22 protein-coding genes are annotated in these 23,194 nt (G+C 53.7%); all 22 read right to left on the reverse strand.

All coding sequences use genetic code 11. The features are described 5' to 3' along the window. Window positions 1–3: 3 nt before the first annotated feature. Window positions 4–387 (reverse strand): EscU/YscU/HrcU family type III secretion system export apparatus switch protein, encoded by a 384-nt coding sequence (locus MCJ35_RS22745; RefSeq protein WP_025485124.1) that lies wholly within the window; start codon window positions 385–387, stop codon window positions 4–6. Next, a complete protein-coding gene (locus MCJ35_RS22750; RefSeq protein ID WP_008720545.1) occupies window positions 374–1,783 on the reverse strand; it encodes a hypothetical protein in 1,410 nt (469 codons plus the stop codon). The genes MCJ35_RS22745 and MCJ35_RS22750 overlap by 14 nt, the downstream gene beginning before the upstream one ends. Continuing rightward, a complete protein-coding gene (locus MCJ35_RS22755; protein ID WP_025485123.1) occupies window positions 1,783–3,759 on the reverse strand; it encodes a FapA family protein in 1,977 nt (658 codons plus the stop codon). The genes MCJ35_RS22750 and MCJ35_RS22755 overlap by 1 nt, the downstream gene beginning before the upstream one ends. Before the next feature lie 34 nt (window positions 3,760–3,793). After that, window positions 3,794–4,561 (reverse strand): flagellar hook-basal body protein, encoded by a 768-nt coding sequence (locus MCJ35_RS22760; RefSeq protein WP_008720548.1) that lies wholly within the window; start codon window positions 4,559–4,561, stop codon window positions 3,794–3,796. Window positions 4,562–4,572: 11 nt separating this feature from the next. Further along, complete coding sequence (locus tag MCJ35_RS22765) at window positions 4,573–5,313, reverse strand: flagellar hook-basal body protein (protein ID WP_008720550.1); 741 nt, start codon at window positions 5,311–5,313, stop codon at window positions 4,573–4,575. A gap of 4 nt (window positions 5,314–5,317) precedes the next feature. After that, entirely contained in the window at window positions 5,318–6,094 is a 777-nt protein-coding gene (locus tag MCJ35_RS22770) for a sigma-70 family RNA polymerase sigma factor (protein WP_025485121.1), read from the reverse strand. A gap of 24 nt (window positions 6,095–6,118) precedes the next feature. Next, a complete protein-coding gene (flhA, locus tag MCJ35_RS22775; RefSeq protein WP_008720554.1) occupies window positions 6,119–8,167 on the reverse strand; it encodes a flagellar biosynthesis protein FlhA in 2,049 nt (682 codons plus the stop codon). Window positions 8,168–8,169: 2 nt separating this feature from the next. Next, on the reverse strand, window positions 8,170–9,276 hold the full coding sequence (gene fliN / locus MCJ35_RS22780; protein WP_025485119.1) for a flagellar motor switch protein FliN: 1,107 nt from the start codon (window positions 9,274–9,276) through the stop codon (window positions 8,170–8,172). 14 nt (window positions 9,277–9,290) lie between these two features. Next, the gene (locus MCJ35_RS22785; RefSeq protein WP_008720559.1) at window positions 9,291–10,151 is read right to left on the reverse strand and encodes a motility protein A; all 861 of its coding nucleotides are present in this window, start codon (window positions 10,149–10,151) and stop codon (window positions 9,291–9,293) included. A gap of 44 nt (window positions 10,152–10,195) precedes the next feature. Further along, window positions 10,196–10,402 carry a flagellar FlbD family protein gene (locus MCJ35_RS22790; RefSeq protein WP_008720561.1) on the reverse strand — a complete coding sequence of 69 codons (207 nt, stop codon included), beginning with the start codon at window positions 10,400–10,402 and terminating at the stop codon, window positions 10,196–10,198. Between the two features lie 118 nt (window positions 10,403–10,520). Then, on the reverse strand, window positions 10,521–12,179 hold the full coding sequence (locus MCJ35_RS22795; protein ID WP_025485117.1) for a flagellar hook protein FlgE: 1,659 nt from the start codon (window positions 12,177–12,179) through the stop codon (window positions 10,521–10,523). 71 nt (window positions 12,180–12,250) lie between these two features. Continuing rightward, window positions 12,251–12,649, reverse strand: a complete 399-nt coding sequence (locus tag MCJ35_RS22800) for a TIGR02530 family flagellar biosynthesis protein (protein ID WP_025485116.1) — start codon at window positions 12,647–12,649, stop codon at window positions 12,251–12,253. A gap of 71 nt (window positions 12,650–12,720) precedes the next feature. Next, window positions 12,721–13,362: a flagellar hook assembly protein FlgD gene (locus MCJ35_RS22805; protein WP_025485115.1), complete on the reverse strand. Its 642-nt coding sequence runs from the start codon at window positions 13,360–13,362 to the stop codon at window positions 12,721–12,723. A gap of 27 nt (window positions 13,363–13,389) precedes the next feature. Continuing rightward, the gene (locus tag MCJ35_RS22810; RefSeq protein WP_025485114.1) at window positions 13,390–14,862 is read right to left on the reverse strand and encodes a flagellar hook-length control protein FliK; all 1,473 of its coding nucleotides are present in this window, start codon (window positions 14,860–14,862) and stop codon (window positions 13,390–13,392) included. A gap of 81 nt (window positions 14,863–14,943) precedes the next feature. Then, on the reverse strand, window positions 14,944–15,393 hold the full coding sequence (locus MCJ35_RS22815; protein WP_008720570.1) for a flagellar FliJ family protein: 450 nt from the start codon (window positions 15,391–15,393) through the stop codon (window positions 14,944–14,946). Between the two features lie 10 nt (window positions 15,394–15,403). Then, a complete protein-coding gene (locus MCJ35_RS22820; protein WP_025485112.1) occupies window positions 15,404–16,720 on the reverse strand; it encodes a FliI/YscN family ATPase in 1,317 nt (438 codons plus the stop codon). 12 nt (window positions 16,721–16,732) lie between these two features. Continuing rightward, window positions 16,733–17,524, reverse strand: coding sequence for a FliH/SctL family protein (locus tag MCJ35_RS22825; RefSeq protein ID WP_025485111.1), 792 nt, complete (start codon window positions 17,522–17,524; stop codon window positions 16,733–16,735). Further along, window positions 17,517–18,524 carry a flagellar motor switch protein FliG gene (gene fliG, locus MCJ35_RS22830; RefSeq protein WP_025485109.1) on the reverse strand — a complete coding sequence of 336 codons (1,008 nt, stop codon included), beginning with the start codon at window positions 18,522–18,524 and terminating at the stop codon, window positions 17,517–17,519. Before fliG ends, MCJ35_RS22825 begins: the two co-directional genes overlap by 8 nt. 1 nt (window position 18,525) lies before the next feature. Then, window positions 18,526–20,139, reverse strand: a complete 1,614-nt coding sequence (gene fliF, locus MCJ35_RS22835) for a flagellar basal-body MS-ring/collar protein FliF (RefSeq protein WP_025485107.1) — start codon at window positions 20,137–20,139, stop codon at window positions 18,526–18,528. Between the two features lie 30 nt (window positions 20,140–20,169). Continuing rightward, window positions 20,170–20,475, reverse strand: coding sequence for a flagellar hook-basal body complex protein FliE (fliE, locus tag MCJ35_RS22840; protein WP_025485106.1), 306 nt, complete (start codon window positions 20,473–20,475; stop codon window positions 20,170–20,172). 255 nt (window positions 20,476–20,730) lie between these two features. Beyond that, window positions 20,731–21,933, reverse strand: a complete 1,203-nt coding sequence (locus tag MCJ35_RS22845; RefSeq protein WP_120058435.1) for an N-acetylmuramoyl-L-alanine amidase family protein — start codon at window positions 21,931–21,933, stop codon at window positions 20,731–20,733. 16 nt (window positions 21,934–21,949) lie between these two features. Further along, window positions 21,950–23,173: a PspC-like choline-binding domain-containing protein gene (locus MCJ35_RS22850; RefSeq protein ID WP_008720586.1), complete on the reverse strand. Its 1,224-nt coding sequence runs from the start codon at window positions 23,171–23,173 to the stop codon at window positions 21,950–21,952. Window positions 23,174–23,194: the final 21 nt, after the last annotated feature.

Genomic DNA, 23,194 nt, shown 5'->3' on the forward strand with positions numbered 1-23,194 from the left:
CCGTCAGCTGTCATTCCTCTCGCGCCCGGAGACCAGATTCCGGCGCAGACGGCCGGCCTGACTTCCCGTCCCTGAAGTTTTTCCTTCTAAAGCTTTTGCAGCAGCCGCCTTCTCCACACCCCGTATCTGGGCCGAGGTTTCCATGAGCTTGCAGTAAATCCCCGCAACCACCTCATACAGCTCCACCGGTATATTGCACCCCACATCCAGCATACAGAGCAGGGATGCCGCACTGTCGTCCTTGAATACAGGAATCCCCTTTTTTTCCGCAATATCTATGATGTGCTCTGCAACCGTCCCATAGCCTGATGCAATCACCACCGGGGACGTGTCTTCATCTGCATTGTATTTTAAAGCCACCGCTTTATTTTTCTTAAATTTTGACATCTACGCCCGTCCTTTTAAATGGCAGGTTTTTAAATACCTCCATCAGGGAACGCACATGGTCCATGCGCTCCACCTCTATGTCAGCCGCCCGGTAACCGTGTTCCTCCATGATTTTCCTGAACTCGGGTACCAGTCCCCCGAATATCCCTGTATAAGATTCAGGACAGTACAGGTGGAACCCCAGTTCCTTTCCCGCCATCATGAACTCTGCCTCCATCTGCCCAATCCCAGGTATGTCAAAGGTAATGAGCACATGGACATGGTCTGTCCCGCCGGAATCCCGGCTTCCCCGTTCCCCGCCCCGTCCCTCGTCCTTAGGGTCTATCCAAAGTTCGGAAAATGCCTTCATCCCCTGGTAATCCACCGGGATTACAAAATGCAGCAGCGGCGTATAATTACAGGGCGAGGACAGCAGGCTGGTGATGATTTTCTCTATCTTATCCCCGTTCAGGCTGTTCATGGGGGTTTCCCGGTCCTGCTTTGTAATGATTTCCGCCAGGGTATCCATGATCCTGGAACGGTTTTCCTGCCGCTCCGGCCCACGGAAACTTTCTATGTAATCCCGGACCATTTCCCGTAACCGTCCCTTGTCTTCCCGGCTGTTCACATGGATGAGAAGGTTCAGAAGCGCCTCCTGCAGATATGCCTCGTTGTCCTGGTACCTGGACATATTGTAAAGGATATTGGGCAGGACCCTGGCTGTCTGGGGAGAGTAGAGCACGCTCTGTTCCAGTTCCTTTAAGGCCTGCTGCACCTCGGTCTTAAGCTCCTCAAACTCCTGGCCGCTGCGGACATCCCGGACCCGCGCGGCCAACTGTACGAACTTCCCATAGAGCGTCCTGCTGCCGGACAGCTGTTCCGACAGGTATTCCAGGCTGTTGGCCACGGAATCCAGCACGTCCTGCCGGGAAATGCTTCCATTTATTGCCTTTAAAAGCTCCGCTGTCTCCAACCGCAGTTCCGGCTTATCCCCCAGCTGGTTCCTCAGGAAGTCAAACAGTTCCCCCTTAAACAGGGTGGAGGCATATTCCTGGTCCACCAGTTCATCCACAATATGCTCCGGCTCAATTAAAAGCGCGTCAAAAAGCTGCCTTATCTCCTGGGTCACCGTGTTGTTATTCACCGGCAGGAGGCTGATGATTTCCTCCAGCATATATATATTCTTCAGGTAGTTGACCGTTACCGCCGGGTCCTTTAACAGGTTCATCAGGGTAGCGGCCCCGGCCTCCCGCTCCAGCACATTGTGGTTTCCCAGAAGGCCGCTGCCCTCGGGATTCTTGGTGATATGCCGGATTTCCTGCATGTCAAAGGGGACCGATGGGTCTTTCATCGCCTTATCCGGCTGTATGATATTCTTGTTGATGACCGGAGAAGTCACCCGTAAGATGTCTGCCATTAGCGAATTCCTTTCCTGATTTCCCCGTCAAGATAGTAGAAGGTACAGTTATCCTCCTTTTTAGTGATGCTCATCTTACAATCCCCAATGTTGATGACGCTTCCGGGATAAACCTCCCTTGCCGTGAGCCTTGATTTGCCAACCTCCCGCAGTTTCCTGGACAGTTCGGCGCCCTGCTGCTTCAGTTTCTTTTCCTTCAGCGAATTGATGGGGGCTTCCAGCTTAAGCTTTGCCAGACGGTCACGCTGGATTGGCGTGATGCTGCCCTCCTTGAGCTTTCCGTTAAGATATGATATATCCTTGTTAAGCTCGGTGAGTTTCCTGGACAGCAGCAGCATTTCCTTCCCCACTGCCTCCATCTCCTCCATCAGCTGGGGAGTCAGGCCGAGGGTAACCGAGGTCATGATATGGCTGGGCGCGCCTACGGCCTTTACATTCATACAGTTATAGACCGAGCAGTTCCCGCCGATGAACGCGCCGCGCTTTCCCATCAGGGTCAGGTCATGGCCGCAGGACACCTCTGAGTTGATGATGTACTCTGCCTGTATGTTATTTTTTGCGTAAATGTTGCAGTCTTCCAGGAACTTGGCCGTGATATCCCCGTCCGCCTCCAGGACGCCGCTTTTCATTCCTCGCATTCCTTTGTGCAGCAGGATGTCCCCGCCTGCCTTCAGATAAGCGCCTTCCACAATCCCCATCACCGTGATGTCGCCCTTGGCAATCACCCTGTATCCCTCCAGCACATCCCCGTGAACCACAACGCTGCCTGTAAAATCAATATTTCCCACGCTGTTGTCCACATTGCCGGACACGGAAAATATATTCTCCACATGGAACCGGCCGGAACGGAAGGTCAGGTTGCCCTCACATGCCGTAACCAGCTTATCCCGCTCCGGGGTATATACGATATTCCTTCCCTGGGGGATGGGAGGCATGGTGCCGTTCTTTCCCCGTACAGGTTCGCCGAACACATCCACGCCGTCCTCCGGCTCCGTGGGCATGGTGATATCGCACACCACATCCCCTTTCTGGACATTATGTATCAGGTTCATGCTTTTAAAATCAATGCCGCCATTGCCCTTGGAAGCATACTTTAACTGGGCCTTCCTGGGAAAATAGTCCTTAATCCGTCCATCTTCCCCATTGATTGCAGGCATTCCGTTTGCAATGACAGCCATCTGCAGATACTGCCTTTCATTGACAATGGTTCCTATCTTCTCCTCGTCAACGCCAAAGCATATCCCCTTCTGCTCCAGTGCATCATGTATCATTGCCCTGGACACGTCCTGTCCTTCCCCCTGGGGGCCGTGCACCATCATGGAGACACTCATCCTGTCGTCAGCCACAATCAGCTCCACCCAGGCATCCTGGTCCGTTTCCCCGGCCGGCACATCTTCACCCTGGACTGAACCATATCCACCCTGGCCTGAACCATATCCACCCGGTCTTCCATCCCCATATCCGGTCCCGCCATATGAATCCTGGTCATATGCATCCCGGCCGGACATATCCCAGTCGGACGCATCCTGTCCATCTGCCCCGGTCTGCTCCTTTCCCAGAAGCTCCCGTTCCACCTGCTCCCTCCGCCTTACTTCAGCCTCATTCCAGTCCTCAACCGTTTCCACCCGGTGGTCACTATCCTGGTCCCTGCCGTTCTGGTCCCTGCCGTTCTGGTCCCTGCCATTTCTGCTCCCGCTGTCTTGGCTCCTGCCGTCTTGGCTCCTGCCATTTCTGCTCCCGCTGTCTTGGCTCCTGCCATTTCGGTTCCTGCCATCCTGGCCCCTGCCGTCCCGGACACCGTCCGCATTTTGGCCTCCTGTCCCTTCATCTTCCCTATCTGTATCGTCATAGGACTGCCCCTGTGTCCGTGATTCTCCTTCCCGTTCATCCTCTCCCGCATGTTCCGGGATCCCATCCTCCTGATTGTCATCAAGAAATTTAGATAACAAGCTGTAAATCAGACTTTTTTCGTTCATGGGCACCCCCTTTTAGCACAATCTGCTGATGTCGTTACCTTAAGTTATTAATCATCTCTTCCATCTGGTCCGCAGTGCTTACAATCCTGCTGTTAAGCTGGAATGCGCGCTGGGTCTGCATCAGGTTGACCATCTCCGTGGACATATCGGCATTGGACATTTCAAGGGTCCTGGTCATGACCGAGCTTTTCTCCTGGTCCTCATCCAGATCCTCTATGGACATCCACTCCCCGGAAGCCTCACCGGTACGGAACAGGTTGGACCCTGCATGGATAAGGCCCTCCGGGTTCTCGCACACAAACAGGCCAATCCGGTCCGCAATGGAATCCAGGTCCAGTTCCCCTGTGTCATCTCCCCTGCCGTCTTCCGCCGCCTTGTACTCCAGCTCGATTGGCTCGCCGTCCCAGTCCAGCACATAACTGCCGTCGCTGGTGGTCAGGTAATTGCCGTCCTCGGTGGAGCTTATCTGGAAGGCGCCGTCCCTTGTGTAAGCCGGCTCCTCCTCGTCCTCGCTGGTCTGGATTGCAAAAAACGCCTTGCCTGACACGGCAAAATCCAGGGCACGTCCGGTCTTGCGGAAAATCCCCTGCTGGAACGTGGTTCCCGGCCCGTTGTTCTTCACGCCGTGTCCCACCTGGGCCTCCGGCCTCATATCCATCTGGGTGTACAGCAGGTCATTAAAATCACTGCGCATGGACTTATATCCGTTGGTCCCCACATTTGCCATGTTATTGGCAGTCACATCCAGGTCCTGCTGGAATGCGTTCATGGCTGAGACTGCCGTATAATATGAAATATTCATCTCTTATCCCCCTACAGCTTCCCTATCTCATTGGCTGTCTTCTGGTTCATCTGGTCTATGATGGTAAGGGCCTTGCCGCATGACTGGAACGCCCTCTGGACCTCCATGGCCCTGGTCATCTCATTGTTCAGGTTCACCCCTGACTGCTCCAGCTTTCCCTGGTAGACCGTGGGATAGACCTGGGTAAGTGTCACGCCGCCGCCCGCCCCGTAGGTGCCGTTGTCATAAAATGTCAGGTTGTCATAATCATCCGGCTCCACTATCTGTATCTGGTCCAGCTCCCCGTCCTCATTGTCGTAGATGATTCCGTCCGCGCCAACACGGAACCCGCTCTCATCCACGTACACAGGGCCGCCGTCCCCCATTACCTGGCCAACGCCGGGAAGTATCAGGTTCCCCTCCTCATCCCGTTTAAAATGTCCGTTGCGTGTGAGATACTGGCCGTCCGTGCCCTGGATGACGAAGAATCCGTCCCCGTTAATGGCCAGGTCATAGGTCTGCCCTGTATCCACCACCGGAGCCTGGCCATGGGTGGTCATCTCCCTTGTGCCGATGGATATGGTGGAACCCTGGCCCAGCCCCTGGGTCTGCCCGTTCATCTGGCGCACCAGCTGTTCATTGAACGTGGTTTTTACCAGGCGTTTGGGCTTATAGCCGCTGGTCTTCACATTGGCGATGTTGTTGGCCGCCATGTCTAATGACCGCTGGTTCATCAGCATGCCCGAGGCAGCTGTATAAAATCCTGAAAACATATCCTTATCCCCTCATATAATCTTCCAAACTGCTTTTCAGTTTCCTGATTGCCTTGGTGTGGATCTGGCATACGCGCGACTGGCCGATGCCCATGACCTCTGCAATCTCTGAATATTTTAATTCTTCATAATAATACAATGTTATGACAAGCCGCTCCTTTTCCCCCAGGCCGTCAATGGCAGCCGTGAGCATTTCCATCATTTCCCTGTAAAAAAGGCTTTCCTCGGGCTTGCCGTCCATGTCCCCTGCCTCCAGCTCCCCTTTTGCAAATATGGCTGTCATATCCTGCAGCGCTGCTTCAAATGAAAGCACGGATGCGTGGTTCATGTATTTTATATGGTTTTCTACTTTTTCAACGGGCATGTCAAGGTATCCGGCCACATCCTTCACATCCGGCTCCCCCATCTTTTCATGGGACAGGATGGAAAATGCCTCATCCACCTTTTTCTGGAAATTCCTTGCCCTGTGGGGTACCCAGTCCTGGCTGCGTATATAGTCAATCATGGCCCCGCGCACGCGCACGAATGCATATGTCTCAAACCTGGCCCCTTTGCCGGGGTCATAGCGGTCCAGACATTCCATCAGCGCCAGCACCCCCTGGTCCGTCAGGTCCTCCTGCTCCAGAAGGCTTCCGGCCATGGTCCGCAGCTGTACGGCGGCGGACCTTACAATGGGGAGATAATGTAGGACCAGTTTATTCCTCAGTTCCTGGCTGCCGTTTTTCCTGTACGCCTCCAGGGCTCTGGTCATTTCCTCATGGTCTGTCTGTTCCATCTGCATAACCTGTTACCTCTGCTGCCATTCCTAACTCAGGGAAATGCTTCCCAATGCCTGTATCTGTATATTGTTGTCTATCTCACTGAAGGATACCACCGCCACATTGGGGTAGAACTGGTCAATCAGCTTTTTAAAGTAAATCCGTACCACCGGGGAGGTGAGTATGATCGGGATATTTACCAAATCCTTAATCTTGTTGATCTCCGCCGTGGCCGATGACACGATGCTCTGGATTGCAGCAGGCTCCAGGGCCAGATAGGAACCGGTGTCCATCTTCTTAACCGAGGACATGATCATGTTCTCTATCTTGTCGTCCAGGCTGATGACCTTCATCTGCCCGGCCTCTGAGAACCTGCGGGAGATGGTGCGCTTTAATGCCTGGCGCACATACTCGGTCAGCATATCCGTGTCCCTGACCTGGCTTCCGTAATCGCTGAGTGTCTCCACGATGGTCTCCATGTCGCGGATGGGGATCCCCTCCCGCAAAAGGTTTGCCAATACCTTCTGCAGCCCGCCCACCGTGATGATGGACGGTATGGTGTCCTCCACAATACTGCTGTTGGTCTTTTTCAGTGTCTCTAAAAGATTGTTTACCTCCTGACGGTTAAGAAGCTCATGGAGATGCTCCTTCACCACCTCGGAAAGGTGGGTTATGACCACGGAGGTAGGGTCAATCAGGGTATATCCTGCCAGCTCGGCCTGTATCTTCCTGTCCTCGCTGATCCATTTGGCGGGAATGTGGAAGGCAGGGTCGATGGTGTCGATTCCCGGCACGTCGTCCGCGTCCGTTCCAGGCGGCAGCGCCAGGTAGTGGTCCATCAGGATATCCCCTCTGGCCACCTCCTCCCCCTTTAACAGGATGCTGTACTGGTTGGGGTTAAGCTGCCCGCTGTCCTTAATCCTTACAGAGGGAATGACAAATCCCATGTCCAGGGCCATCTGCTTGCGGAACATGACCACACGGTCAATGAAATTGCCGCCGTTGCTCTCGTCCGCCAGGGGAATCAGGCTGTAGCCGAATTCCATTTCTATCTGTTCTACATTTAATAGTCCATAAACGTTTTCAATGTTTTTGTAATAGGACGCCTCGCTGGTGACTTCTGTTTCCACAAATTCTTCCACGGTCTCCGCCACCAAGCCCTGCTGGCGTTTATACAGGTAATATCCCCCGCCTGTCAGGCCCGCGGATATCATCAGTATCTGGGGCACCGGAAATCCGGGAATCAGGCACAGGCAGGCAGCAGCGCCGCCCGCTGTCATCAGCACCCTTGGCTGGGCCAGGAACTGCTTTGTCAGATCCTCGCTCAGGCTGTTCTCCGACGCGGACCGGGTCACGATCATACCTGTTGCCACCGATATGAGCAGGGCCGGAATCTGGGATACCAGTCCGTCCCCAATGGTGGAGGTGGTATAAATCTGCATGATATCCTGTATGCTTCCCTGGCTGTTCATGATACCAACGATGACGCCGCCCACAAAGTTGATGAAGGTAATGATGATGGAGATAATGGCGTCTCCCTTAACAAATTTGGTGGCACCGTCCATGGAACCGAAGAAATCCGCTTCCCTCTGGATTTTGGAACGCCGCTCCTTGGCCTGCTGCTCATCAATGAGGCCGCTGTTCAGGTCGGCGTCAATGGCCATCTGCTTGCCGGGCATGGCGTCCAGGGTAAACCTTGCAGCAACCTCGGCCACACGCTCCGAACCTTTTGTGATTACAATGAACTGAACCAGCACGATGATTAAGAAAATAATAAAACCAATGACCACATTGCCCCGGATGACAAACTGTCCGAAGGTCTTGACCACCTGCCCCGCATAACCGTTGTCAAAGAGGATTTTCCTGGTGGATGATATGTTAAGCCCCAGCCGGAACAGGGTCGTGACCAGCAGGAGGGAGGGAAATACGGAAAACTCCAGGGTTTCCCTGATATACATGGTCATCACAAGGATCAGCAAAGACAATGTTATGTTCAGTATAAATAAAAAGTCCAGTATGGGTGTGGGCAGGGGAATCAGTATCAGGAAAATGATTCCGATGATTCCCGCTGTTACAAGGATATTAAACCGTTTCAACTTTATTCACCATTTCCAATAATGCTTCTTGTATTTACTATTTCAGTGATACGTACACCGAAGTTGTCGTCAATCACAACCACTTCCCCCCTGGCAATGAGCTGTCCGTTGACAATGATGTCCACAGGCGCATCTGCCTGTTTATCCAGCTCCACCACGGTTCCGTTGTTGAAATTCAGCACATCCTTAAGCCTGCGCCTGGTCTTGCCGATTTCCACCGACACGTTAAGGGGCACATCCATGATAAGCCCCAGGTTACCGCTGATGGCAGGGCTCCTGTACATGGTGTCCTGCCCGGGCTGTGTCCGGGCAGCGGCGGCATTCCCGCCCCACGAAAGTCCCGGGACTGCCGGGGCTGCGCCGTCCATCATCCGTCCTGCCGCGGGCGTTGCCTGACCGCGTCCGGCTCCCTGGCCCACAATCACGCTTTTCTCCATCTCACGCGCCTGCCTGGCAGCCTCTTCCTCCTCCTGCCTGGCCCTGGCCTGCGCTTCCTGCCTGGCCTGAATCTCCTGCGCCAGGCTGTCTATGGCTGCGGCCGATATGCACTCAATGAATTCCGACTCAACCATATCCTTTATCCGCATGGTATAATTAACAACCATGATCCTGGAATCAGGCTGGTCGCCGATGACAGGGGACAGGTTCTGGCGTCCATCCGACAGGACCAGCTGGCAGTCCGCAAAATCCATGGTATCGCCCAGATACTGCGCCATGGCCGAAGCCGAGGCGTGGGCCATCTGGTTCATCAGCTCCCCCGCAGCGCTCATGGCCACGTCGTCAAACACAAAATCCGGGTCAGGAAGGTCATCCACACCCATGAGTTCATTTAAAAATACCTGCATATCCCTTTGCCGGAGGATTATCACAACATTTCCGGCCACCTGGGAGGTAAGACAGCTTTTCACAAAGATAGCCGGTTCCAGGAGGCTGTATTCCACTTCCTTCACCGTCATCTCATGTATCTGGGGTTCCCCTATGGCTATGTCCGCCTTTAAAATGGATGAAACCGCTTCCCCCGCTGCCTGTGCATGTATCCTTATCAGTTCTTCAAACATCTGTCCGTCCGTCATTGCCTGGATATCCTGGCCTTCCTGTGCCTTCGCCATGGTTTAAGCTCCTTCTATTCCACAATCTCTTTGTTATTTCTTCTGCGGCGTTTCTTCTTAGCTGCCTTTTTCTGGCCGTCCTTTTCTTTTTCCTCTTCCGTCTTCTTATAGCTGGCCGGAAGAAGCTTGAACAGCTTTTCCTCTATGAATTTGGGGTTCTCGCCTTCCTGGATGGCCAATACGCCCTCCATCACCAGCTGCTTGCACAGGAATTCCTCTTCATGCCTGGCCTTCAGCTTGCTGGCCATGGGCAGGAATATGATATTGGCAAGCAGGGAACCGTACAGGGTGGTGATAAGCGCCACGGCCATGCCCTTTGCAAGGGCGTCCACATCCGACATGTTGCCCAGCATGAGGATCAGGCCCACCAGGGTTCCTATCATGCCGAAGGCAGGCGCGTAGCTGGCCGCCTTTTCATAGAAACGACGGTCCAGGGCGTGCCGCTCATCCAGCTGCTCAAGCTCTGTCTCCATGGCCTTGCGCACCTTCTCCGAATCCACGGAATCCACCACCAGCATCAGGCTGTTGTGCAGGAACGGCTCGTCGATTTCATTGAGCTTATCCTCCAGGGATAACAGCCCCTTCATCCGGGCCTCCGTGGCCAGGCTTACAATCTGGCTTATGGACTGCACCGGATTAAAGGCATAGGGCCTCACAATGATTTTCAGGTGGCTGCCAATCTTCTTGAAGGCCCCTGCGGGAAATGATATCATCATGACCCCAATGGTCCCTCCAATGGTAATCGCCATACTCGGCACATCCACAAACGCCCGGATATTGGTAAAGACCAGTTTCATGGCCTCCTGGTCAAAGGTCATACCAAAACCCACAAGCCCCACCGCTAATATAAAACCTAGAATTGACAAGAAATCCATAACCCTACTTCCTTTTCTCCACTTTTCTCACTCTGCCCGTATGCTCAGCCCTTAATCTGGTCAATCATCCCGCGGAATGCCTCCCGCCGGAACTCCACTACCTTCTTTACCACTTCTTCCTTGGATTCCCTTACAATCAGGTGCTTTCCATTGGTCAGGAGTATGGTGGTATCAGGATTCTCCATAATTGTTTCAATTAAATCACAGTTCAGCACAAAGGCTTCCCCGTTTAGTTTTTTAAGTATGATCATGATACCGCCCTCCTGTCCTGTCATCAGGCCCTGTCTGATGCCTTATCCGGTTTCTTATCGCCAGGGCCTGATTGAAAATCCATTCCGCCATCTGAACGGCCTAAGGCCATCCATGCAGTTACCTCTTAAGGTTTACCAGCTCTTCCAGGATGGAATCCGATACCGTGATGATTCTTGAGTTGGCCTGGAAACCTCTCTGCGTGACAATCATGTCCGCAAACTCTGTGGAAATATCCACATTGGACATCTCCAGGGACGAGGTCTTCAGGGCGCCTGTGCCGTCCTCACCTGCCTTGCAGGCCTTGGCGTCGCCGGAGTTGCCTGTGGCCTTAAAATAGGAATTGCCCACGCCCTCAAGTCCGTACGGGTTATCAAAGGTTACCAGGTCAATCCGCCCTATCTGGATTTTTCCAAGATTCGGGTGGTTGGCTTCTATGATACCGTTTGCCAGGATGGTCACGCCCGCGTCGGAAAGGGATACGGTACCGCCTGCGCTTCCGTCCGTCAGGGTGAATGCCTTGCTGCCAAGGCCCAAATCCCTGGAATTGGTGGCTGCGGTAATGCTTCCGGCTGCAACCGTTTTAGGAGCTGTGGGATTTATTTTAAAATAATCTTCAATGGCCGTATAGCCGGGGTGCTGCACTTCAATATACTGTCCGGCTTCCTCACCGCTTGGCGGGGTCCCGGTTTCCTTCAGCCATACACTGTTGGCCGAGGTACTGTTCTCTGAAATCTGGCCCTCAAATGTCCTCTGTACACCATCCTTTTCCACGGTAGCTGTTAACTTCCACGCGGCCGGGCTGGTGCCTACCTTGACAATTGTATACTCCACATCCCCCGACGCCGTAAACACGGGTTCCGTGCTGGTGCTGGAAGGCTTGATGCCTCCGAAAATCCCGCTGTCCTTAAAAGCATCTTTAAAAATCTGCTCACCAGGCTTAATCCCGAAATTCTCTCCCATCAGTTCCTTGCCAGTAAACCCGCCAGTCTGGGCCGGCTGGGCCGTTATGGTAAAATTGCCTGCCGGATGGGGTGTGCCGTTATTGGCGCGGGAAATGGCGCTGTTCATTTTTTCATTAAAATCAGATAAACTTGCAAAGGATGCCTTGTCACTAATCCTCACCACAATGCTGGAGGTATTGAACTCGCTTGGCTGAACCACCACATCCGCGCCGTCCGGAAGGGTTTCATCCAGCTTGAATGAAATGGATACATTGGCGTCCCCTGTGGCGTTCTGGGATGTTATGGTGTATTTAACCCCGTTGATTTCCTGGGTACTGCTGGACTGGGCATTGTTCTTGGACGGGATGCTTAAATGTATCTTATCAGAAGAGGCAGCCTTACCCAACGGGTCCCCCGTCACGCCCAGCACCGTATATCCGTTGGCATCCACCAGGTTGCCGCTCTTGTAATCCAGCTGGAGGTTTCCTGCCCTGGTGTAGAATATATTGCCGTCAGAGTCCATTACCTGGAAGAATCCCTCGCCGGTAATGGCCACATCCATGGGCCTTCCCGTGGACTGCAGGGCTGAACGTTCCATGTTCAGGTCGATTCCTGCCAGCTGCGCGCCGTAACCTACCTGGCTGGCATTGGTACCGCCCCTGTTGTTATCGCCGCTGGTCGCACTCTGGAGCGTCTGGTAATAAACATCCTGGAAACGCGCGCGGCTTGACTTAAAACCATACGTATTAACGTTGGCAATGTTGTTGCCGATGACATCCAGTTTGGTCTGATGGGCCTGCATGCCCGACACTGCTGAAAATAGTGATCTTAACATATTCAATTCTCCTTTTTAAACCGCCTTACCCGTCCGTCATTCGGGGTAAGGATAGCCTCCTAAAGGACCGGCTATATCATAACGGTTCCGTCAATATTCGTGAAGACCGTGCCTTTCAGGCTGTCCTCATTCACAACTGTAACTACTTTATTATTCCTGACATTGACAACGAAGGCCGTGGAACCAAGAAGGATCAGCGGCTCTTTTAGGCCCTTCTCTTCCGCCATGCGGATGCCTTCATTGAGACGGCCGATGTTCTCTGAGGATACATCCACGCCGCGCTCCACCACACGCTCTATGGCATGCTTGGAAAATGACACCTGGCTTTCTTCCTTAATCCTCTGCTCCAGCAGTTCTTTAAATGCGCTGTCATTGCCTTTTGCTTCCTGGGGCCTTTTTTCCGGCGGCCCGCTTGGAGTCCCCGTATAGATGGGGGTATGAAGCATTTTATTATATATCATTGAATCCATTGTTCATCCTCCTATCCCGGACTGTGTTTGTGCGTTTCTGAGTTTCCTTACCTTCTGTCAAACTGTACGGACTACACCTTGCCGCTTCCATCCCCCTGATTGCCGGAATCCCCATCATCCCCGGGATTCTTGTCATCCTTATCGTCCTCATTGGGAGGGGTGGTGGCTGGCGGTGTCTTGATTTCCATGATTTCGTCCATGTCGTATGCTTCGCCGTCCACATATATCACAAACTTTTCATCCAGAAGGGATACCTTATCCACAAGCCCCTCCGACTTCTTCAGTTCTCCTGATACCGTGAACTTGGCGGCCGACACATACTTCCCCACAAGGGATGTGACATATGTGCTCTTGGCATTGTAGGCCATCTGCTCCATCTGCTGCATGGTGGATATCTGGGCCAGCTGTGTCACATACTGGGTATCGTCCACAGGGTTCATGAAATCCTGGTTCTTAAGCTGGGCAACCATCAGCGTGAGGAAATCCTCCATGCTGACCATCTTGTCATCCGCATCCCCAAACACGGCGTCAATCACATTGCCTGCGCCGGAACTTTCGTCCGTGTCAGGGGTATCGGTCTTACTTTTGCTGTCCGTGCCGCCCGGTCCCGCCGTGCTGCCGGACGATGCGGCCCTGGACGTGGTCCCCGGCCCTGTTGTCCCTGATGCACCCAAGGCATAAGGCGAGGTATAATTTGGAACCTGTACTGACATTTCTATCTCCTTTTCCTGTTTTGGACCTTATACATATGCATACAGCCTGCTCATGCGGCTTTCCGCCATCATACGCCGGGCCTCCATGAGGATATCCTCATCTGAACCTGCATCGTCATCCCCGCCGTAATAGCGGTAATGAGGTTGGGCCTGCTGTCCGCGGTGGTCCTGCATCTGTTGGTCATAGCCTGCAAAATCCATGGTTCCCTGGCTGTCACGGTACACTTCCGCCACTTCCGTGTTCAGCGGCCTCAGCATATCCTTCAGGCTTTCCATCTGGCTGGTAACAAGCTTTTCTGTCTCCGGGCTGGTCACGCCTATGCGCACCGACATCTTCCCATCGGTACCCGCAATGTGTATGACAATATCCCCCAGGCCTTCCGGCTTCAGGTGCACGGTCAGTTCCTTCATCCCGGTCTTGATTCCCTGCTCCAGGCCTGTCTTAAGCTGCTCCAGCACCGGAACCTGCTGTTCCTGTCCCTCTTTCACACTGTTGATGCCAAATCCCGGATTCATACGGTTATGGCTCATACGGTCTGACAGGTCCAGTCCCCTGGCCTCTGCATTCCGTTTCAGTTCCTCAAGGACCTGGTTGGCTGTCCCGGATTCCTCATCCACTGCAGCGGACACTTCCTGCTCCCGGCCCATGGCCCTTAACAGTTCCTGTCTGCCCTGCATGTTGGAAAGGCTGTCCTCACCGGATTCCTGCGGCTGTGCATTGCCCTTAACGGATACTTCCCCGCGGGCTGCCATCCCGGCTGCATCCGCCGCCTTCATGGCATCGGAAAACATTCCGGTCCTGTCCGGTCCCGTCTGTTCCTGCCCTGCTGTCTGCTGCAACGCATTTTCTTTAGCATCGTATGCCGCTGGCCGGATCATATCCTGGCCGGATACCATACCCTGTCCTTCCAGTCCTGTCATGGCTGTCAGCACGGAGCTTATATCCTGTTCCTGATGGACTGTCTGTACAACCGGTCCTGCCTGTACCGAAACCTGCCCGTCCTGCTGTCCTGCTGTCTGTATCCCCACATCCTGTGTATCGAGATCCCCGTATTGCAGGAAGGCCATCATGGCCTGCATGCTCATGGCCGCTTCCAGGTTCAGGCCGTCATCCGGACGGATCTGTGCATCCCCTTCTATTCCGGAATCAGCTGCCGCCGTCTTATCCGCGGAATCTGCTGCCGTGCTGTTTCCATCCTCCAGGTTCCTGTTGGCGCCAGCCGCGGGCTTCCCATCCTGGCCTGCCGTCATCCGGCTGCCATCGGGCCTGCCTGTATCCTGTTTTTCCGTATGCCGTGCCTTTACGCCTGATCCGTGATCCTGTTTCCCGGCAGATGCCCTGGCATCCGCGGTCCTGCTGCCATCCTGCAGGCTCCTGGCAAATACATCCGCGAAATCAGCCGTTGCCGCCTGTCTTCCTGTCCCTGGCAAAGAACCGTATGCCTGGGCTGTTTTATAGCTGCTGTCTGCCCCTATCTGCGTAAATGTTCCTGTATTCATCTTCTCACCTCCTTTCACATATGCCGTCCTGTATAAGTACTGCCCTGCAGTACCGGGCCATGTCTGAAAACCAAACACACCCTAGGAAACACCATTTCTGACAAATGTCCCGGCAACATGTTCCGTGATTATGTCCTGCTGCTCCTTTGCCTCGTCATGGTGATATTCCTCCAATTGATTTTCCTTCAGCTTCTCCAGTTTTTTTACTTCCTTGGAAGCCTCCGTGACAATGTGGCGCTGTTTCTCCACCCTGGCCTGTGCCTGGGACAGCTCCTTTTTTGTATCCTCCAGCTGGAGCCTGACGCCCTCCAGGACAGAAAAGCATCCCTTCAGGATGAACACCGTGGTTCCCTCGTCCTGCCGTCTTTTAATCTCCATCTGTATATTGGCAATCCTGTTTTCCTGCCCTTCTTTTATCTCCTCCAGTTCATCCCTGGCAGCCGTAAGCTTTCCGAGGATCCCTTTCTCTTTTTCCAGGTTCTGCTGCTGGTACACAAGCATCCGTTCCAGCGAAAATACAAACTTTTTCATGATAAGCCCCTTAATCCGTTACCTGAATCATCTGGATGACTGCCTCATCCAGTGAAAAACTTTCATCTGTCTTCTGCTGGAGGAACCCATAGATGCTGTCTATACGCTCCAGGGCCTCATCCAGTTCCGGGTTCGTCCCCTTTTTGTAGGCCCCGATGGAAACCAGGTCGCTGTTGCTCTCATAAACCGCCAAAAGCCTCCGCAGCTTTCCCGCGGCTTCCTTGTGTTCCGGGGTCACGATGTCGTTCATCAGACGGCTGACACTGGACAGGATGTCGATGGCCGGATACCGGTTCTTGGCCGCCACCTTCCTGGACAGCATGATGTGCCCGTCTATGATTCCGCGCACCGTATCGGATATGGGTTCATTGGCATCATCGCCTTCCACCAGCACGGTATAGATTCCGGTAATGGAACCTTCCTCAAAATTGCCGGAACGCTCCAGAAGCTTTGGAAGTTCGGAATAGATGGAGGGCGTATATCCCCTGGCCACAGGCGGTTCCCCTATGCTTAGCCCCACTTCCCTCTGGGCCATGGCAAACCGGGTAAGGGAGTCCATCATCAACAGCACATCCATGCCCTGGTCCTTGAAATACTCCGCAATGGTAGTGGCTGTCATGGTGCACTTGGAGCGCATCATGGCGGACTGGCTGGAGGTTGCAACCACAAGCACGGAACGCTTTAATCCTTCTTCCCCCAAATCCCTGTTAATGAACTCCACGACCTCCCTGCTCCGCTCGCCGACCAGCGCAATGACGTTCACATCCGCCTTCACATTCTTGGCTATCATGCCCATTAACGTGCTCTTTCCAACGCCGCTGCCAGCGAAGATTCCCATCCTCTGGCCCTTGCCAACGGTCAGAAGGCCGTCAATGGCCTTGACCCCCATCTGTATGATTGTATCAATCCTGGGGCGTTCCATGGGGTTGGAGGGTTTCCCCGTGATGGGATAATAGGAAACGTCATCCACCGGTCCCAGGCCGTCAATGGGCATTCCCATGGCGTCCACGGTCCTGCCTATGAGTTGATTGGAAACCGCAATCCTGAGACGTTCCCCTGTATTGCGGACCGCGCTTCCATAGCCGATTCCCTCCATCTCCTCATAGGGCATCAGCAGTACCCGGTTCTCCCTGAACCCCACCACCTCGGCCCTGACCGGGGTCGTGCCCTCCACCACATCAATGGTACACACATCCCCCAGCCTGCAGGCCGGTCCCATGGATTCCACCGTGGTTCCCACGATTTTGTCTATCTTGCCCAGGTAGGTATATAAATCCGCATTCTGTATCTCCTGCTGTATTTCCTGCTCTATCTGCCCTAATTCCATATGGTTACCGCCTTATTGCCTGCTCTCCAGAGCCAGCAGATGTTTTTTCAGGTTATCCAGCTGGACATCCAGGGATGCATCCACAATCCCTTCCTCTGTCTCCACCTGTACAAAGCCCAGGGGCCGTTCCTCCGCCTTAATCCTTATGGTGCCCCCGCTTCCGGAATTCTTATCCCTCAGCGGTTCCAGCCGTTTCTCCAGTGTCTCTATCAGCTTCACGGCCTGGGCCGGCATATGGAGGGTGATATTCTCCTTATCCCGCTCTGACAGGACCGCCTTTTCAATCATATCTGCCAGCTCCGTCTCGTCGCACTCCACTTTCTTCCTGAGGATTTTCTCTGCCATCATGAAGGACAGGTCCGCAATCCTGCTGCCCAGCCTCTGTTCAAATCCGCTGAACTCAGCACCGATCTTTTCCACAGATGAACGGATACCGTCAATATCCTGCCCTATGTCGCCCAGGGCCTGCCTGAGTCCCTGCCCATAGCCCTCCTGCCTGGCCTGTTCCCGGATCCGTCCGGCTTCATCCCTGGCCGTGTTGACTATATTATCCCTCTGCGCATAGGCCTCCTCCAGTATCCTGGCCGCTGCCTGTTCCGCCTGGTTCCTGGCGTGCTCCAGTATCTTGCGCTTTTCCTCCGATATAAGGGCGTACCGTCTGCCGCCCTGGTCCTGTTCCGGGTCCGGCGGCTCACTGACGCCGGATTCCTGCCCTGTCTGCGCCCCGGCTTCCTGGACGGGCTGGTACAGCCTTACCATGTGGCTTCCCGCAACAGTCTGGGCGGGTTTTAATATCCTAGACAATTATCTCATCCTTTCCATCCTTGGAAATTACAATCTCGCCTTCCTCTTCCAGCCGTCTTATGACAGCCACGATCCTCTGCTGTGCTTCCTCCACATCGCTCATGCGGATGTTATGCAGGTATTCCATATCGCTCTGTATGGATTCCCTCATCCTGCCGGACATATTGGCAAAGATGGTATTGGTCACATCCTTGTTGGCCACCTTGAGGGCTACCGACAGGTCCTTTGTATCGATTTCCCGCAGGAAACGCTGTACGGACAATGGATCCAGATAGGCAATGTCCTCGAATACAAACATCAGCTTGCGCACATCCTCCGCCAGCTGCGGATTCTTCATATTCAGTTCGTCAAATATATCCCGCTCCGTGCTGCGGTCCACATGGTTCATCACATCAGCCACATAGGTCAGGCCGCCCACCTCCATGGTTTCCTCAGAGGAGGAGGCGCCGATTTTCTTCTCCAGCACTTCCTCTGCAATCTTGATTGCCATGGGAAGGGCGCGGTCCATGTTGGCAATCCGTTCCACCACATCCACCCGTGTGTCCTGGGACAGGTTTGCGATTATCTTGGACGCCTGTTCCGGGGTTGCATAGGATAGGATCAGGGCCAGGGTCTGGGGATGTTCATTCTGGATGGCTGCCATCAATGTCTTATAATCCACTTTACGGATAAAGCTGAAGGCCTTTGTCTTAAGGGCCTTGCTGACCCGGTCCATCAGGTTCTTGGCCTGCTGCTGGCCAAATGCCTTTTCCAGCACCTCCTTGGCGTAATCCTTTCCGCCTTCTGTTATTACCTTCTCTGTCACACAGCAATTATAGAAATCCTGGGCAATGTCTTCCAGCTCATCTTCCGTGAGCCTTGGCAGCCTTGTAATCTCCATGGAGAGCTGCTCCACCTCATTCTCTGTCAGATACCGGAACACCTCGGATGCCCGTTCGCTTCCCAGTATGGATATGACAGCAGCAGCCTTTTGGGCTGGTCTTCTCTCTTCTGCAGGCATCTTACTTCTTATCCTCCTTCAGCCATGAACTGATCATGGATGCAATAATCTCAGGATTCATCTGGGCAAAGGAACGTACCTGGTCCACAGGGTCGGAAGAATCCGGCTGGATCCTGCCCAGGCTGTTCTGTACCGCATCCTCCGCTGCCCGCTGTTCAACAGACTCCGGCTCCTGGGTATCCCCGTCTTCAAATGGCGCAAACAGCATCTGGTCTTCTTTTAAATGCTTTTTCTTCCTGCTGCGCATGAGAAGCAGGAGGAGTAACAGGAATATAAGGATGCCCACGCCGGCCGCGGCCACTATGAGCCGGTAATCCAGTCCTGTCTGGGCCGGCGCCTGTACGGGCAATGCCGGCTTGTCGTTCTTGACTGTTTCCTTTGGAATCTCACGGAAACTGGACACCACGATATCCTCCGGCGCGATATTGGCGGCCTTGGACGCCGCGTCTATCAGCTGCTGCTTCTTGGAATCAGTCAGGTTGTCGTCATTGACCGTGATTGCCACGGTGGCCTTCTGCAGCTTTACGTTATCTTTTTCTATCTGTTTCTTGATGTAGCTTACAAGGTAATCCACATCCCTGTAGTAATCTCCTGTGCCGCCTGCACCGCCGCCGGTTCCCGCGGTTCCGTAGGCAGGTATGTCCGTATTATTCTCCTCGCCGGCAATCCCGCCTGCGCCGGCAGCCCCGCCGTTCAGGCTCCTGCCTTCCTTATACTGCTCCACCACGCCCTGTCCGTTGTCCTGCGGCTCATAATGCAGGTCTTCGGTAATCATCCTGTCATAGTCAATGACAACGGTTGCCGAAACCCTCAGCTTATCCGGGGAATATGCCAGTGTAAGGACATTCTTAATCTTATTCTCCAGCCGTTCCTCCACCTTGGCCTCAAAATCCAGGCGGTTCAGGCCGTATGAGGTGGTGCCGATATCATCCGCAACCATTTCCTGCATGGTTTCCGCGTTGACCACCGTCACATTTTCAGGCAGAAGCCTGGGTACGCTGTCCGCCACCAGGTTCTTGATGGCTGACACCTTCTCAGGCGAAAGCTCATAGGAGGGCATCAGGGTCAGGGAAATGGAACCCGTGCTGTTGGAACCCCCTTCATCCCACACATAATTGCTTTCATCCGGCACATTAAGGGTGACGATGGCATTCTTAACCCCGGTCATATCCTTAAGGGTACGTTCAATCCTGTCCTGAAGGTTCATGAGAAGGTACTGGCGCTTCTCGAATTCCGTGGTGGTAAAGCCCATATTATCTGAAAAAATGTCAAAAGGAAGTGCCGTTTTCGGATATCCCAATTCGGACATATCAAGCATGATATCGCCCAACTGGTCTTCCGGAACCGTCACTTCTCCTTCGCTGTTTCTCCTGGCCTCAACCCCTCTTGCGTTGAGTACCGTCAGAACCTCGTTATTCTCTTCTTTGGATATTCCCGGGAACAGCGCTACATAATTCCCGCTCTTTTTCGTGTTCAGCAGCACGCTGGCTGCAAGTGCTATAACCACGGCTGCCGTTATTCCCGCAGCCACCGCCTTCTTCTTACCCGTATCAAGTACACGGCCGATACCGCCTTTCTCTCCTGATACCGATTTCAACTTTTCCTTAATCCCCATGACCCACCGATAATATCTTTCGTTTTAATATCAAACCTGCATACCCATAATCTGATTATATGCATTCACTGCCTTAGATGCTAACTGAGTAGTGAACTCAACCGCAGCAGCACTCTTCTCAGCCTGTATCAGTGCCGTATGAAGATTATCCACCTGGCCGGATGCCAGTTTTATATCCATCTCCTGGGTTTCCCTCATGGCCTGATCTGCTTCTTTTACAGCGGTCCTCAGCATTTCCTTAAAGGGTACCGGACCTGTCTGCCCTTTGGCAGGGCTGCTTTTCTGGCTATCGGAAGGTACAATCCCATCCATTCTTGCAATCGGAACAATAAACATAAAATCCCCCTGTAATCCCCTAATATTTACACTTTTCGTCATTAATTCAAGTATAGCCGTCTTCGGTCACTCCGTCAACAAAAATAAACGTTTTTGTAACCATTTTGTAATTTTATGTTATCCCCTCCCGGCATTATGATAACTGTGTCCACAAAAATAGCAGGAAGGAGTGTAACCTGCTTCTCCTTCCTGCCATGCCCCTGGCATTTCTGCCGGTAACCGATTCATTCCTGCCTGATCCCGACGCAGCGTCTGCTAGTCCTTCCATACCCCTGCTGAATCCAGATACCTGCCTTCCACGGTTGTATTCCTTACCATGGTTCCGTTGTCCGGGCTCATATAATGCCATGTGCCGTTATCCAGAAGCCACCCTGTATGCATGGAGCCATCCTGGTCGAAGAAGTACCAGGTCCCTCCTGCGTCCAGCCATCCCGTGTGCATGGCGCCGTCCGGTTCCAGGTAATACCACTTCCGGCTGTCCTGAAGCCATCCCGTCTGCATGACCCCATTGATATCCAGGTAATAATACCTTCCGTTATTAAGCTGCCAGCCTGTCAGCATATAACCGCTGAAGTCAAACAGGTACCAGTTCCCGTCAATCGCCTGCCATGTGCCTGTGGGATAGGTGCCGTCCGTGTTCCTGTACCACCAGCCCTCCTCATCCTTGACCCAGCCGATCTGGGCAGGTGTCAGCTGCTGCTTATCCTCCTGCGGCCCGGTCACCCCGCCGTTTAAGGTACACACCTCATCCGCGTCAATATCCAGTTCATCGGAATACACCCAGTCGCTTCCGGTTATATAGGCCAGTTCCTCCGAATCCTTGGGTATGGCCCTGACACGGAACTGGTATGTGCCGGCCAGGGTCATCACCGGATAAAAATCATAGGTGGTCGCAATCACCTTGGGAACGCCCTGTACCATCTGGCCGTCCCTGTAAAGCTTCAATTCATAAGCGCCCGCATAGGGGACAGGCGCCCAGGTGGCCTTGCCCGGAGGATACCCCATCCACTCCACGCTCTCAGGTATCTCAAGGGTTCCTGATGCCGGGGTCAGCTTAACGGTCAGCAGAAGCGTCTCGTCATTATTGGTCCGTTTGACAGAGGCATAGGTGGCCCCGTCAATCTGGAACTTGCTGGGCCCTGTCACACGGTTAAAGTAATAACCGCTTCTTGCATGTATCTCAATCTGAACCTTGGGTTCATCCCCGGGTTCCCAGTATTCCTTGTTCTTAGTGACCCATTTATAGGCGCCCGTGGTGTACAGATTGCTGTCCGTGGCGGCATATACAGTAGCTTCGTTCAGCTCATAATCCGCCTGGACATCGGAGCGCACCCGGATGGATACGCTGGTAATGGGCGTCCTTGTCTCCGTCTTGACCGCTGCCAGCGAAGGCATGGGACATGCTGCCATGGCCATCAGGCACACGGATACAGCCGCTGCCTTTTTCCATAAATTCATAGTGATTCTCCTCCTGTTAAGGTATCCAGATCCCGTCCTGGTTAATATAATACTGGTCCACCACCTGGTCCTTCACCATCTGCCCGTTCCTGGGGTCCAGATAATACCAGTTCCCCTGGGACAGAAGCCAGCCCGTCGCCATGCTTCCATCGGGATTCAGATAATACCACTGGTCCCCCTGCTGCAGCCACTGCCCGGTCAGCTTGCCCTGCTCCGGATCCAGGTAGTACCATATCCTGTTATACTGAAACCATCCTGTGACCATATCACCGTTGGTCGTCAGATAATATTCCCTGTCATTCTTCCACTGCCAGCCCGTAAGCATATAGCCGTTCATGTCAAAAAGGTACCATTTGTCCCCTATGGCTTTCCAGCTGCCCACCGGATAGGAGCCGTCCTCATTCCTGTACCACCAGCCGTTGCCGTCCATGGCCCACCCCGGTGCCTGGGCCATGGGTCCGGTCCCGTCCTTGGTGCTGACGCCCTTGGTACCGGTGGAGGCCGCCCGCTTGTCAGCCGCCCTGGCATCCTTTTTCGTAATCTCCTGATTATCGGATTCCGCCCAGTCCCCTGCCTTCAGGTAGCCTGACTCGGATTCTGATTTGGCAACCGCCCTGACCTTGAAGTAGTAGTCCCCGTCCTCTGTCATATAGGGGAAAAAGTCATAACTCACCGAGTTGGTCCTGGGCACATGATAAACCATGCTCTCATCACAGAACAGCTTTACCTCATAGGAGCTGGCCCCTTCTACCTTTGCCCACCTGGCCTTGCCCAGAGGCTTCTCCTCCCAGTAGGCATCCTCCACACGGTCCAGGGTACCCTTTACCCCCTTCAGCTTAACCGTTATGGTCAGGCTGCGCTTGGCATCGCTTTTCTTGCACGTGACGTAATCCGCGCCGCGTATATGGGCGCTGGATGAACTGATGCTTCCGAAATAGTATCCTTCATCCGCAGCCAGTTCTATGGAAGCTTTGGGTATGTCCCCTGCCTTCCATTGGGACTTCCCATTGATGAAATCGCAGGAAACCACATGGTACTTCGTGCTGTCCGCGGCAGCGGACACACTGCCGCCGTCCCCGTTGGCAGTAACAGAGGAAGTTACCGTCACTGTTACGGACTTGATGGCCTCGTCCGCATATGCCGCCGTGGCCATGGCCAGCCATGTCCCTAATATGATTCCTGCCCCAACGGCAGTTTTCAGCCATCCGGCTGTACGCTTCTTGTCTGATATCACTGTCATTCACCCCATCTGTCAGTATTG

Source organism: Enterocloster sp. OA13, assembly GCF_022440595.1.
In the GTDB taxonomy this organism is placed as follows: Bacteria; Bacillota; Clostridia; order Lachnospirales; family Lachnospiraceae; genus Enterocloster; species Enterocloster hominis.